The sequence below is a fragment of the Microbulbifer maximicatervae (SeqCode) genome (genome assembly GCF_056232625.1).
Window position 1 is genome coordinate 4,084,567 of record NZ_CP174324.1, and the last position, 13,304, is coordinate 4,097,870.

12 protein-coding genes are annotated in these 13,304 nt (G+C 51.1%); 8 read left to right on the forward strand and 4 right to left on the reverse strand.

Translation table 11 applies throughout. The annotated features are described in order from the left end of the window. Nucleotides 1-195 precede the first annotated feature (195 nt). From ACJJI6_RS17850 to ACJJI6_RS17865, 4 genes are read left to right on the forward strand one after another with little or no spacing between them, the layout of a single operon-like run. Nucleotides 196-975, forward strand: a complete 780-nt coding sequence (locus tag ACJJI6_RS17850) for a hypothetical protein (RefSeq protein WP_475711472.1) — start codon at nt 196-198, stop codon at nt 973-975. A gap of 35 nt (nt 976-1,010) precedes the next feature. Further along, nucleotides 1,011-1,493 (forward strand): GNAT family N-acetyltransferase, encoded by a 483-nt coding sequence (locus ACJJI6_RS17855; protein WP_444934434.1) that lies wholly within the window; start codon nt 1,011-1,013, stop codon nt 1,491-1,493. 11 nt (nt 1,494-1,504) lie between these two features. Further along, the gene (locus tag ACJJI6_RS17860) at nt 1,505-2,020 is read left to right on the forward strand and encodes a VIT1/CCC1 transporter family protein (RefSeq protein ID WP_475711474.1); all 516 of its coding nucleotides are present in this window, start codon (nt 1,505-1,507) and stop codon (nt 2,018-2,020) included. A gap of 41 nt (nt 2,021-2,061) precedes the next feature. After that, nucleotides 2,062-2,274 carry a VIT1/CCC1 transporter family protein gene (locus tag ACJJI6_RS17865; protein WP_475711476.1) on the forward strand — a complete coding sequence of 71 codons (213 nt, stop codon included), beginning with the start codon at nt 2,062-2,064 and terminating at the stop codon, nt 2,272-2,274. A gap of 3 nt (nt 2,275-2,277) precedes the next feature. Here the strand turns inward: ACJJI6_RS17865 and ACJJI6_RS17870 are convergent, their stop codons facing one another. After that, nucleotides 2,278-3,360 carry a GGDEF domain-containing protein gene (locus ACJJI6_RS17870; RefSeq protein WP_444915234.1) on the reverse strand — a complete coding sequence of 361 codons (1,083 nt, stop codon included), beginning with the start codon at nt 3,358-3,360 and terminating at the stop codon, nt 2,278-2,280. A gap of 178 nt (nt 3,361-3,538) precedes the next feature. Between ACJJI6_RS17870 and ACJJI6_RS17875 the strand changes: the two genes are divergently transcribed. From ACJJI6_RS17875 to ACJJI6_RS17885, 3 genes are all read left to right on the forward strand, one after another. Then, complete coding sequence (locus ACJJI6_RS17875) at nt 3,539-4,060, forward strand: macro domain-containing protein (RefSeq protein WP_444915235.1); 522 nt, start codon at nt 3,539-3,541, stop codon at nt 4,058-4,060. 537 nt (nt 4,061-4,597) lie between these two features. Next, nucleotides 4,598-4,918 (forward strand): hypothetical protein, encoded by a 321-nt coding sequence (locus tag ACJJI6_RS17880; RefSeq protein ID WP_475711478.1) that lies wholly within the window; start codon nt 4,598-4,600, stop codon nt 4,916-4,918. A 107-nt stretch (nt 4,919-5,025) separates the two neighbouring features. After that, the gene (locus tag ACJJI6_RS17885) at nt 5,026-5,358 is read left to right on the forward strand and encodes a hypothetical protein (protein WP_475711480.1); all 333 of its coding nucleotides are present in this window, start codon (nt 5,026-5,028) and stop codon (nt 5,356-5,358) included. A gap of 113 nt (nt 5,359-5,471) precedes the next feature. Here the strand turns inward: ACJJI6_RS17885 and ACJJI6_RS17890 are convergent, their stop codons facing one another. The 3 genes from ACJJI6_RS17890 to thiI form a co-directional block, all read right to left on the reverse strand. Continuing rightward, complete coding sequence (locus ACJJI6_RS17890) at nt 5,472-7,541, reverse strand: glycosyl hydrolase family 18 protein (RefSeq protein WP_475711482.1); 2,070 nt, start codon at nt 7,539-7,541, stop codon at nt 5,472-5,474. Nucleotides 7,542-8,073: 532 nt separating this feature from the next. Then, complete coding sequence (gene typA, locus ACJJI6_RS17895) at nt 8,074-9,882, reverse strand: translational GTPase TypA (RefSeq protein ID WP_282930811.1); 1,809 nt, start codon at nt 9,880-9,882, stop codon at nt 8,074-8,076. A 200-nt stretch (nt 9,883-10,082) separates the two neighbouring features. Further along, the gene (thiI, locus tag ACJJI6_RS17900) at nt 10,083-11,564 is read right to left on the reverse strand and encodes a tRNA uracil 4-sulfurtransferase ThiI (protein WP_282930812.1); all 1,482 of its coding nucleotides are present in this window, start codon (nt 11,562-11,564) and stop codon (nt 10,083-10,085) included. Nucleotides 11,565-11,889: 325 nt separating this feature from the next. On the opposite strand from thiI, the gene glnA reads away from it, so the two are divergent. Beyond that, nucleotides 11,890-13,296 (forward strand): glutamate--ammonia ligase, encoded by a 1,407-nt coding sequence (gene glnA, locus ACJJI6_RS17905; protein WP_108734896.1) that lies wholly within the window; start codon nt 11,890-11,892, stop codon nt 13,294-13,296. Nucleotides 13,297-13,304 lie beyond the last annotated feature (8 nt).

A 13,304-nucleotide genomic window follows, 5' to 3' on the forward strand; every position in this document is an offset into this window, starting at 1 on the left:
TGTGGCATGTATTTGGCTGGTAATTAATACCTATACGCTATTGTAATGTGGGATGTAAAAATCACTTGCTTTAATTTTTTCAGATGAAGGGAAGAGAAAGCTCCTCTAAGAAATTAAAAAACTATAGAGTTGCATTTGCAAGGTTGAGAGAATTATAGTTATTTTCAAAATTATTCAAACTTAGCAGAAATATAAATGAAAAATATAGCTTTGTACCTATGTCTATTAGTTGTGCAAATACTCACAATGCCGTTTTGCGCTAAAGCTCTCTCTGAGGATACGCCCACCAATATTACTATCCGCGCCAAGGCCATGGATGCCAAGTTTATTGGCTCCTCCATCGGTGGTGCCATGGTTATTATTCGCGATGCAGATTCTGGGGAAATTCTTGCCAAGGGGCTTACCCAAGGGAGCACCGGTGACACCACCAGAATTATGAAAACGCCCCGAGAGCGGTTCCAATCTATCGCCGATGGCGCTGCACACTTTACCGCTACACTGAATATCAGTGAGCCGGTGTTTCTGACGGTGGAAGTTCTTGCGCCGTATATCAAAAAGCAGGCCCGAGTGGTGGCGCAGACACAGACTTGGCTGGTTCCGGGAAAGCCTATTTCTGGTGATGGGCTGATTGTGGAAATTCCGGGAATGTTGGTAGATTTACTCAGCCCACAGACCCATCTCTATACAGGCTTGGACCAGAGTCCCTTTGAGATTCGCGCTAATGTGGTAATGATGTGCGGATGTTCACTTACCGATGGTGGGCTTTGGGACGGCAGTAAGATAGAAGTTGTGGCATTGGTTAAAAGAGATGGCAAATCATTTGCTCGAGTGCCGCTAGAGATACAGGAGACTATGAATACCTTTAGTGCGCCCTTTGCGACGGATTTGCCAGGTGTTTATGAAATTGTGCTATATGCCTATGATCCCAAGACTGGAAATACCGGTGTAGATCGGGGGAGCTTCATTGTGCGCTAGGCAAGTGCGGCAAACTGTCTGAGATATGGATTCCTATGGATATTCGGCAGGCTATAGAGAGTGACCTCGAAGGCATGTGGAGCCTCTTTAGTGTTGTGCGAAACAGAGGGGATCTGCCTTTCTCACATAAGATCAGTCGAGAAGTGTTTTCTGCTCAGTGGCTTAATGACGACTTACAGACTTATGTTGCCGAAGAGTTACCTCACCTGCTGGGGGTGTATAAATTAGGGGTTAATTTCCCTGGTATTCATAGCCATGTCGCGACAGCCAACTTTCTCGTGCACACGGATGTGCGCGATCGCGGTGTAGATCGTGCACTGGTCCAGCATGCAATCGCCAGGGCCCAGGACGCCGGCTATTTGGAAATGCAGTTCAACTACGTTCCCAGCGACAATGAGCCCGCAATAACCCTTTATACCGAGCTGGGCTTCACTATTATCAAAACGCTAGATAGAGCATTTACCGATCCTTTGGGAAGGTTGCAAGATGCTTATGTTATGCAGCGGTTTTTACAGTAGTTCTCCTGGTTATGGACCGGCAAAACCCAAAACACCAACAGGAAAGCCGGGAAGCGCTAATTGAGGAGCATCGACCGGAGCGTATTGAGGCGCGCTTGCGAAGTCGTCCACAGTCACAGTGGCTCTCTGATTTTGTTTTGGGAGCGATAGATGGCTGCGTAACTACCTTTGCCATTGTTGCAGGCGCTTTTGGTGCAGGCTTCTCCGAAGCGGTTGTGCTTGTGATGGGCTTTGCCAATCTTATCGCTGATGGTTTCAGCATGGCGGTAAGCAATTATGAAGCTGCCAGTGTGGAGCGTGAACAACGAGCCGCGGCTATGCGTACAGAGCGTCAGCATATTGCTTTAATTCCCGAGGGAGAGCGGGAAGAGATCAGGCAAATTTTCTATCGAAAGGGATTTCGAGGTGAAGTTCTCGACAATATTGTTGCCACTATCACCGCGAATCAAAAGCTGTGGATAGAGACAATGCTGGCGGAAGAGTACGGTATAAGCCGCTTAGAGCATAAGCCTCTGGGGCGGCACTGATAACCTTCGCTGCTTTTTTGTGTATAGGTGCTATTCCCCTGTTGCCCTACCTTTTCCACAGCCTTAATCCCGCCGAACAATTTTATGCGAGTGCCGTTCTTTCGGTCTGTGCTTTTTTTGCTATTGGCTTGTGCAAAGGCCTGGTGTTTTCCCACCACCTGATTGTGGCGGGCTTAAAAACTCTGTTTTTTGGCAGTAGTGCAGCGGCTCTGGCACTCTCCGTTGGCTATCTACTGCGCCACTTGGTGACTTAATATTTATGCGGCTACCACTTTGTTGCGCCCGCCATTCTTGGCTCGATACATACGTTTATCTGCTTCGGCCAATAGCTGATTGAGTGGCTTGCCATTGGTACTGCCTTCGACGACTCCGAGACTGATTGAGATTTTTACCGGGCGTGTATAGCGGCGACTGAGGGTGGATACTCTACGACGAAGTTTTTCTGCAAGGACACTGCCGCCTTTCAAGTCAGTATTCGGCAATAGCAATAAAAATTCTTCGCCGCCCCAGCGCGCCACAATATCCTCAGATCGGGTGTTACTTTTCAATATCTTGGCAACATCTTGTAATACGCGGTCGCCAAAGGAGTGCCCGTAGGTATCGTTGATCGTCTTGAAGTTATCTAAGTCTCCGATAAGGATGACATATTGATCTTTCAGCTCATCATTCCGGCGCTCTAATTCATGAATGGCGCGAAATGCTTCTCTGCGATTGGCTAATCCGGTCAATGTGTCCGTGGCAGCATAAGTCTCCAATTCACTTGTTAATCTTTGAAGGAGCTGCTGAGTTTGGTGGCGGCTACTGTCAAGTAATGCAGTTAAAGCAGTAAGCGCGCCAAATACTGCAATAAAACGCGCGCGATAGGCCGTATCATATTTGGCCGTGAGACCGGGGAAATCTGGGTAAAACAGGATTGTTGCCGTAGCAAGACCTATTCCGAGCAGTGCAGTGGTACCGGTTTTATAGCCGTAAAGGTTGATAAATCCGGGGACCAGCATAACTGCCCACATCAATCCGGTATTGTTTACACCACCAGTCATTAGTAAGTAGAAATACAGCGCCAATAAAAGAATTCCCACTAATAAGGGTGTTTTCTCGGTAGGACCGATGATATTGACAGTGATATACGCAAATAAAATAACCACCGCGACGATAAAAAGCGTCGATGCCTGCAGGATATTGGTTGCAGTAAGAGCGATGATCGCCATGGCCCCGGTGATAGCCATAGCGAATATCAGCATATAAGAGGAGGCCAATATCCGTCTGCGCAGATCTATGCGCTGCACTTCATCAATAGAGGTGGATATCGCGGGGTTTTGATTGTTATACCCTGAGCTCATAGTCATTCCCGTTGCTATACCGACTGCAACCTTCCGCTTGCTCGGGACCGCCCTGCATCATACAACTATGCTGGTAGCCACTGCCGGAGTGAAGCAATGCTGAGTATAGGGGGAATCTGTCACCGACCAAAGTAGCAAGCTACAGTATCAGTAACTCAAACTTTAGAACTGAGAAATCGTGACACAAATTCAACTGACTTCTGGCGATATTTTGACGATGCGTGGAGATGCGTTGGTGTGTCCGGCACACAAGCACCTTATTCGGGGGCGGGGGCTTTCAGCGCAGATTTATGCCCATTGCGGGACTCAATTAACTCCCCAGTGTACCAAGCAAAGAGCCTGCCCAGTCGGTGAAGCTCGCTTGACTCGAGCCTATGATTTACCGGTCGAGTACTTATTGCATACTGTTACGCCCCAGTGGAGCAGTGGCGATCAATGGGGGAGCCAGGCCATAGTGCTGTTGAGGCACTGCTATGAAAGCGTTTTGGAGTTGGCGATAGAGCGCGGTTGCAAAACGATACTGTTTCCGGCACTGGGAGCTGGCACTAACCGCTTCCCTCACGAGATTGCAGCACATCAGGGATTGGCCGTTTTACGCGCTTATGCCTCAAGGTTCGAGAGACTCACAGTTTGTTTGCACTCACAAACTGCATTGGCGCAGTGGCAGAAAGTTGAGCAGCGCTTTTATGGCCATCATTGATGTGTCACGGGTAATTGGATGGGATACAATCTACTTGTACTAATTATTTAGTAAAGCACTATTGATTCCATACAGTTACTGGTTACTTCAATAACCTAATATGACGTATATAAAGTAGTTCTGCTGTGCAGGCATATCGAGCCATGGAATGTCAGTCTAACAAGCAACAACTTACTAAGTTATCTTTTGATCTCATTAATTGAGAGTTATTCGGGTGCTATACAGCCTTTTCTAACTTTTCGCTGATTATTAAGTGCTATGCCTACATTTAATTATTTGGTTCTATCGTGCTAAATGTTGCTTTCGTTGGTCTTAACGAGACATCTATTCGATAAAGTTAGTTATTAATGATTTAATAAATACGTCCGGCTTCTATGCGTATTTTTTAAATCTAATAAATTTTTAGTAGCTATGAATTATTGTAAAGTCTGCATACAGGAACAAGAAATCTATGAAGATGTAGGACATAGATGTGCTTTGTGTCTAGAGTGGGAGTCTCCTAAAGTAAAAAAGAGATCCTCTTTTTTACAGTTCCCAATGCCGCTGCTGAATCGAAAGCGCGTTATTATTCGCTGCAAGTGGGACTGGTTTGTCATCGTGCTTTCTCTTTTATTGGTGGCTATTATAGTTGTTTCTTACTTTAAGCTTTTAGTATATCGGCGAGTAGAGTCTTTAGCTGAGGGCGCCATCTTGGCAGACCTTACTAATGAGGGGTATATTTTATTAATGCTGCCAGTAATGTTTATTTCTATAATATTATTTGCGACCTTCTCGAAGCTGATTTCATACTTAATCCCTACGGCAAGAGCAGAACTTGATAAGGAGCTCAGTCTAAGATATTTTGAGGCTATGGGTTAAAGCAGTCAATTCGTAACAATTTTAGAATTCTCTCGTTTTTTTCGGCTTGTTTTATACCTTTGATGGTCTTGGGGCTAAATAGTTATTTTGTTGTCAGCTCCAATGGAGTGAAATTTAATTCATTATTTTCCCTTTTTCCTAAAGAGTATAATTGGAGCCAAATTCAGACGGTTGAAACAGCTACTGGTACTGGCGCGGCACGCAGCCGTTGGGTTCCAAAATACATTTTAAGAATGGATGATAATAATAAATTTAATTTAATTGATTATAAGTTGCAGAGATTTATTGCCTCTTACCCCAGGCTCAGAATTTATCTGCGAGATCAAAAGCACATTAAGTACGAGCAAAATTTGACAGATAATGGTATTCGCTGGCTGAGATATAATTTGTCAAAGGATGACTTTGGTGAGGTGATGCATATTTTACAAGATACGCCGTAATAATTATTTTAAACGCGGACTAAATAATAAATAGAAAGGACCCGATAAGGGCCCTTTTATTAGAAGATACATTGAGCCGCCTTCCTTGAGAAGGCAGCCAAAGTGTATCCAGGTTACTGGCAGGAACTCGCTTCCCAGTACTGGGGAGCGTTAGCCGGGGACCACCAGTTGGGTCCAAAGGTAGACACGTAAACCTGGCCTTCAAAGGTTACTAGGTCGCCAACTTGATAGCCTTCGTCACCAGCATATGGCTGCTGGAATTCGGGGCAGGAAGCGGTCTCACCTGAACCTTGATTGCTGTCGGTGTTGTCATCGGAACCGTTATCGGCGTTGTCGTCAGAACCGCTATCGGAGCCATTGTCGTTGTTATCGTCAGAGCCGTTGCCGGAACCATTGTCGGAGCCTTCGCCCTCAGTTTGACAGGTGGTTTCGGTCCACAGCGATGGCGCGGAACCTGGAGACCACCAGTTTGGCTCGTGGGTGGACTCGTAGGCGACTCCTTCAAAGACAACAACGTCACCGACTGAATAACCTGGGTCGCCGGCATAGGGCTGCTCAAACGCGACGCAGGCGCTGCTTCCGCCATTATTATTGCCACCGCCACTTCCGGTGTCGCCAGTATCTCCGGTGTCCCCGGTGTCTCCAGTGTCTCCAGTGTCTCCAGTGTCTCCGGTGTCTCCGGTGTCTCCGGTGTCTCCGGTGTCTCCGGTGTCTCCAGTGTCTCCGGTGTCTCCAGTGTCTCCAGTGTCGCCAGTGTCGCCAGTGTCGCCAGTGTCTCCGGTATCGCCAGTGTCTCCGGTATCGCTATCACTGGAGCCACCCTGTCCGAAAACTTCGAGTGCGGCATCGAGTAGTGGATACTGGTATTCATTGTTCTCCAATAGCATTCCACCGCGTAGCTGCCAGATCATCACGCCACCAAGGCCCTGGTCGAGCACATATTGGGCGCGTGCGGCGATAGAAGTCGTATCTTCGAAAGAGATAAAACCGCCATCCTCAAACCAACCATAGTGGGTGACGGCCTCGGGATCGTAAGCGGTCTGGAATGAAGAGTCGCTCTGCATTTTCTCAACGATCTGGTAGTAGCGCGTCTCGGTGTCAGAGCCCCAGTGAGCGACGTCTTGTCCGGAGGCGGCTTCACCGATTGCGGTGGCGCCAGCCACGCTGCGGCCGTAGTGGGACATACCCAGGGTGATCTTCTCAGCAGGAATATTGCCCTCAGTCATCCACATATTGCGGCAGCTGTCTGCGTCGAAGCCTTCGTTGACCTGGCCTTCATAGGGGTACAGCGGCGAGGTATGCTGGGCTACGGTATCCCAGTCGCCACCAAAGTCATAAGTCATCAGGTTGACATAGTCGAGGACTTCGCCCACAGCAGCAAAATCATAACCCTCTTCTGCAATCGAGGGGCCACAGGCCACGGCAGCGGTCAGTTCCAGATTTTTGCCGGTCTCCGCTTCAACCTCATCGAAGCGCGCGCGCAGCTCTTGCAGCAGGGTGGTGAAGTTTTCTTTGTCGATCGAGCGTCCGCCGTTCGGTGCATAGCCGGGGTATTCGAAATCGAGATCGAGACCATCGAAATCCCAGTCAGTAAGCAGTGTCACTGCATTTTCGATAAAGGCTGCACGTGCGGTGTCGCTCTCCATCATCTCAGAGACTTTGTGGGAGAGGGTCCAGCCGCCCATAGATAGGATCGCCTTGGCACCGTCGTCATGTACCGATTTTACAAAACCTGATTCGTGGTCATTCCAGCCCTGGCAGACCGCGGGCTGAATACTGGAATCGTATTGGCTGTAGGGGTGCCAGAATTGCGGCGAGCATTTTACGGGACCATCACCGGCGCCGCCGGAAAATGATTGGGCGCCCAGACCGTAGAAAACGTAGGGATCTGTAAAGTAGATGTTGCCATCTTCGTCATTCCAGGCAAAGGCGTACTGAACGTGAGTGAGCTTGGAGAAATCCACGTTGTCATGGGTGAAGGATGAGTCGGCCCAGTATTCCCAATCGGCCCAATAGGCAGATACACGTTTAGAGGTTTCTTGTGCGCTGACGTTTCCGCTGATGGCGATTGCTGCTGCGAGTGCCGCCGCTGCTTTTAATTTAAACCCAAATTTAGATCCGCGTTCACTGCGGCTGCCCACCAACATCCTTGTTCGATCCTGAGATTGCAGGAAAGAAAACATTAGATTGACCTCCCATAGGTCTTAATTATGTATAAAGAAATTTGTCGTTATATGTGGAAAAATTTGAATAAATGGAGAGGTAAAAGTTCCGCGGGGAAATGTGGAATAAATGTGCAAGCCACGGAGAGTAGTGGCTGAGTGGCTATATTTATTTCCGCTGTAATTTTGTGATGGGGACAATAAAAAGTGCGTACATAAATTTAATTGCACCTTTCAGGAATAAATATTTGAGCAGATCAACGATAAAAATGGTCGATTATTTAATTTGAAAAGAAGATAACTTTCCTTTTTAAATTAAGAGATTGGGAAAAAATACCGGTTACTGGCGAGCGTTATTTGCGGCCTATTACAAGCAGTCTCCCCCGGAGTTTAGTGCAGCACGGCCGCTGTCGAGTTAATCAATCACCTCTTCACTATGTAATGTTTCCACGGAGTAGTTTTGATTATCCCTTTTCAGGGACTGAAAGTGTCATGAAATGGTAAAACAAAAAAGGGCCCAGAGGGCCCTTTTTAAAGTTGAAGAAAATACTAATTATTTCTTCGCACGCTTGCGCATATTTTCCTGCAAAATTTTCTTGCGCAGGCGGATAAAGTTGGGAGTCACCTCTACCAATTCATCGTCTTCGATAAATTCCAGAGCCTGCTCAAGGGTGTGACGAATGGGTGGTGACAGAGTTAGTGCATCGTCGGTACCTGACGCGCGCACGTTGGTGAGCTGTTTGGCCTTGGTGGGGTTTACTACCAGGTCGTTGCCACGGGAGTGAATACCGACGATTTGGCCTTCGTAGACCTCTTCGCCGTGGCCCAGGAACAAGCGACCACGATCCTGCAGTGCGAACAGACCATAGGCGAGGGTTTTGCCCTTGACCATGGAAACCAGTACACCGTTGATGCGCTTGGCCACCTCACCCTGCTTCACCGGACCGTAGTGGTCGAAGATACTGGTCATAATTCCAGAACCACTGGTGATGGTAAGGAATTGGGAGCGGAAGCCGATCATGCCGCGCGAGGGCACGATAAAGGTTAGGCGCACGCGACCTTTGCCGTCGGGCTCCATATTGGTGAGATCGGCCTTGCGCAGACCCAGCTCTTCCATAATGGGCCCCTGATGGGGTTCCTCAACATCGATAACCACTTCTTCATAAGGCTCGTGGATCTCTCCGTCGACCTCTCTCTGCACCACTTCGGGGCGGGAAACGCCCAACTCGAAACCTTCTCGGCGCATGGATTCGATCAGGACAGACAAGTGCAATTCGCCACGGCCGGAAACCTTGAACTTATCAGGAGAGTCGCCTTGCTCTACACGCAGGGCCACGTTGTGAATCAGCTCCTGGTCAAGACGCTCTTTGATGTTGCGCGAGGTAACGAACTTACCATCCTGGCCGGCAAAGGGGGAGTCGTTGACCTGGAAGGTCATGCTCACGGTGGGCTCGTCCACGCTCAGGGCGGGCAGGGCTTCTGGAGTATCCAGATCGCACAGGGTATCGGAGATATTTAGCTCACCTACACCGGTGATACACACGATATCGCCAGCACTGGCTTGCTCCACTTCCACACGCTCCAGGCCGAGGTAACCCATAACCTGCAGGACCTTGGCTTTGCGCGAGTTGCCCTCGCGATCGAGAACCACCACTTGCTGGTTCGGCTTCAGGGTACCGCGAGTGATACGGCCAACGCCGATTACGCCTACGTAGCTGGAGTAGTCCAGAGCGGAAACCTGCATCTGGAAGGCGCCGGTGGGGTCAACTTTCGGGGGCTCAACCTTGTCCACAATCATCTGGAACAGCGGCGTCATATCGTCGGCCAGGTCGGTGTCGTCGAGACCGGCGATGCCGTTCAGGGCGGAGGCGTAGACAACCGGGAAGTCCAACTGCTCGTCGGTGGCGCCAAGGCTGTCGAACAGGTCGAATACCTGGTCCATCACCCAGTCGGGGCGAGCGCCGGGGCGGTCGATCTTGTTAATCACCACGATCGGGTTGAGGCCCTGCTCAAACGCCTTCTGGGTTACGAAGCGGGTCTGCGGCATGGGACCATCTACTGCGTCTACGAGCAGCAGAACTGAATCCACCATGGACAGTACGCGCTCTACCTCGCCGCCGAAGTCGGCGTGCCCTGGGGTGTCGACAATATTGATGCGGTAGTCATTCCAGCGGATAGCGGTGTTTTTCGCCAGAATGGTGATGCCACGCTCACGCTCTTGATCGTTGGAGTCCATGACGCGCTCGGCGCCTTCGTCGCGGCGGTCGAGAGTGCCGGACTGGGACAACAGCTTGTCCACAAGGGTGGTTTTGCCATGGTCTACGTGGGCGATAATCGCAATATTGCGCAGATTCTCTATCACTGGGGGCCTCTGGGCGTTAAATCTTGGTAAGTCGGGGCGGGGGCCTGCGGGGTTTCTACAGCAGCATTCCGGCCAAAGGCGGCGATTATAGGGGGGCCGCATGACAATTGGGAGTGATTTTGAGTAAAAAATCACCGCCCCGGGGCGCTGATCGCTTTAAAACCCGCGCGGGCGGTGGTTGCCCGCGCCTTGAGCAGAAGTTACTTCTTAATGGTTTCTGGTCTGTGGGGAATCAGCGGGCGCAGCACACCCACATTGCGAAAACCTTCATCCAGCAGGTGTGAGGCGTGCAGGCGGCTCATAACGCCTTTAGAGCAATACAGGAGGTACTCGCGTTCCTGGTCTAGGTGGGCGAAGCTGTTGTTGAGGCGGTAGAAAGGAATAGTCTGCACCTCACAGCCAAGCTCCAGTGGATCCAGCTCCTCCTCATCCGGGTGGCGGATATCGATAACCACAGCGCTGCCCGGCTCTTCGCGGATCTCCACATCCGGTGCTTCGCCATCGACTTCTTCGATCACCTGATCAATATTTTGCATCACCCGATTGCTGATAGCGCGATCGAGGACGGTGAAATCGAAGCGGTTTTCCTCGGACTCCACTTTTTCAATCTTGGCGCGGGTGGTGGGTTTTACCGAGATAACGCCGCAGTACTCCGGCATATTGGCGGCGAACTCTTCAGTGCCGATGGCCCGGGAGGTGCGGATAATATCGGTCTTGTCGGTGGTGATCAGTGGGCGCAATACCAGGGTATTGGTAACACTGTCGATCACCGACAGATTTTTCAGGGTCTGGCTGGAAACCTGGGCGATGGCTTCACCGGTGACTACAGCGTCCACCTCCAGTTCCTTGGCGATCACATCGGCGGCGCGCAGCATCATGCGCTTCAAAATGACGCCCATATGGGAGTCGTCGACCCGCTCGAGAATCTCTGCCACTACTTCGTCAAACGGCACGGTGATAAAGCGCACCCGATGGGAAGCGCCGTATTTGTTCCACAGGTAGTAGGCGACTTCTTTCACGCCCAGTTCGTGCTGGCGTCCGCCCAGGTTGAAGAACAGGAAGTGGGTGCGTATACCGCGTTTCATGGTCATGTAACTGGCCACGGTAGAGTCGAAGCCACCGGATACCAGCGACAAAACCGGGTCTTGCGTTCCCAGGGGGAAGCCGCCCAGGCCGGGATGCTGCTCTTCGATTACGTTGAGCTTGTCGTGGCGGATCTCCAGCTTGACGGTGATGTCGGGGTTTTTCAGTTTGACTCCGGATGCCTCGGTATTCTTGTTGAGGCCGCCGCCCACATACTGTTCCACATCCAGGGACTGGAAGTCGTGTTTACCGGTGCGTTTAACCCGTACACAGAAAGTCTTGTCTTTCAGGGCTGCTCCCCAAACCGACAGGGTTTTCTCGTACATGTCGTGCAGGTCGCCCAGGGGGAACTGGCGCACGCGGGAGAAGTTGGCGATGCCGGGGGTGTGAGAGAGCACCTCTTCGATACGTCCACCCAGGTGGGACACAGCATCGGGCGCGATCACATCGATCTTTTCCCAATCCTTTCGCACCTGGATACGGTCGTCCAGCTGGCGCAGCAGGCGCTGCAGGTTGTCCTTGAGCTGGCGCGACATGCGCTTGCGCACAGGGTTGCTCTTGATGGTGATCTCTGGAAAAAACTTGACGACAAAGTGCATGGGAATCCGTGGGGTACCGCATGTTGATAGAAGGTGCGGCATTATAAACTAGCCGGAGCCAAGTTGGTTGTGCACTGTTTGCGGGCGAGGCGAGAGCAAATATGTTCTATTTTGGTGCGTATTTATGTGGCTGCTCGGCCACAATACATCTATCCTGGCTGCGTCAGCACTTTGCTGGGGCTCGCACCGGCGCCAACCGGGACTATGAGGCGATTGCCCTAATTTGGCACACTCCTTGCTTTATTTCACGCCAGGTAGAGAGTGAATGCCGGCAGCGACAGCAAGGCATAGCGACCAATTACTTTTCAAGACCTGGAGGACTGCAATGTCAGCGAAAACGCTCGGTTTGATTAATGAAAGTGAAGCGAAATGGATAGACCTGCGCTTTACCGATACCAAGGGTAAAGAACAACACGTTTCCATCCCTGCGTCGGAAGTTGACGGTGAGTTCTTTGAAGAAGGCAAAATGTTCGATGGTTCTTCCATCGCCGGTTGGAAGGGTATCAACGAATCCGACATGATCCTGATGCCGGACGACGAGACAGCTTTCCTCGACCCCTTCACCGATGAGAGCACCGTTATCATTCGCTGTAACATCGTCGACCCAATTACCGGTCAGGGTTACGAGCGCGATCCTCGCTCCATCGCTTTGCGCGCTGAGGAATACCTGAAGTCCACTGGTTTGGGTGACACCGCTCTGTTCGGCCCCGAGCCCGAGTTCTTCGTATTCGACGACATCACCTGGGGTGCTGAAATGGGCGGCGCCTTCTACAAGATCAACTCCGAAGAAGCAGCCTGGTCCTCTGGTCACAACTTTGCCGAAGGCAATATTGGTCACCGTCCCGGCGTTAAAGGCGGTTACTTCCCGGTTCCTCCGGTGGATTCCCTGCACGACGTTCGCGCCGCTATGTGTTCTGCGATGGAACAGATGGGCCTGCGCGTAGAAGTACATCACCACGAAGTGGGTACTGCTGGCCAGTGTGAGATCGGCGTTGCCGCCAACACCCTGACCAAGAAAGCGGACGAAGTACAGATCCTCAAGTACGCTGTACACAACGTTGCCCACGCCTACGGCAAGACCGCGACCTTTATGCCCAAGCCGCTGGTTGGCGATAACGGTTCCGGTATGCACGTTCACCAGTCCTTTAGCAAAGATGGCGTAAACCAGTTTGCCGGTGACGCCTACGCTGGTCTGTCCGAAGCTGCTCTGTACTATATCGGCGGTATCGTTAAGCACGCTCGCGCCCTGAACGCGCTGTGCAACGCTTCCACCAACTCTTACAAGCGTCTGGTACCTGGCTTCGAAGCGCCGGTAATCCTGGCTTACTCTGCGCGCAACCGCTCTGCGTCTATCCGTATTCCTTTCGTGCCCTCCCCGAAAGGTAAGCGCATCGAGACTCGCTTCCCGGACCCGACCGCCAACCCGTACCTGTCTTTCGCCGCGCTGCTGATGGCGGGTCTCGACGGTATCAAGAACAAGATCCACCCTGGCGATGCTGCGGACAAGGATCTGTACGACCTGCCGCCGGAAGAGCTGGCTGAGTACCCGACTGTCGCTTCCAGCCTGGAAGGCGCCCTGGATGCTCTGGACCAGGATCGCGAGTTCCTGACAGCCGGTGGTGTATTCACTAACGATGCTATCGATGCCTACATCGAGCTGAAGCGTGAAGAAGTAGAGCGTCTGAACATGACCACTCACCCGGTCGAGTTCGATATGTACTACTCCGTGTAATGGCGACC

Excerpts from the sequence above, each read along its gene's own strand:
- ACJJI6_RS17850 (WP_475711472.1), top strand. The coding sequence starts at position 196 with ATGAAAAATATAGCTTTGTACCTATGTCTATTAGTTGTGCAAATACTC.
- ACJJI6_RS17855 (WP_444934434.1), top strand. The coding sequence starts at position 1,011 with ATGGATATTCGGCAGGCTATAGAGAGTGACCTCGAAGGCATGTGGAGC.
- ACJJI6_RS17860 (WP_475711474.1), top strand. The coding sequence starts at position 1,505 with ATGGACCGGCAAAACCCAAAACACCAACAGGAAAGCCGGGAAGCGCTA.
- ACJJI6_RS17870 (WP_444915234.1), bottom strand. The coding sequence starts at position 3,360 with ATGAGCTCAGGGTATAACAATCAAAACCCCGCGATATCCACCTCTATT.
- ACJJI6_RS17880 (WP_475711478.1), top strand. The coding sequence starts at position 4,598 with ATGCCGCTGCTGAATCGAAAGCGCGTTATTATTCGCTGCAAGTGGGAC.
- ACJJI6_RS17890 (WP_475711482.1), bottom strand. The coding sequence starts at position 7,541 with ATGTTTTCTTTCCTGCAATCTCAGGATCGAACAAGGATGTTGGTGGGC.
- thiI (WP_282930812.1), bottom strand. The coding sequence starts at position 11,564 with ATGCACTTTGTCGTCAAGTTTTTTCCAGAGATCACCATCAAGAGCAAC.
- glnA (WP_108734896.1), top strand. The coding sequence starts at position 11,890 with ATGTCAGCGAAAACGCTCGGTTTGATTAATGAAAGTGAAGCGAAATGG.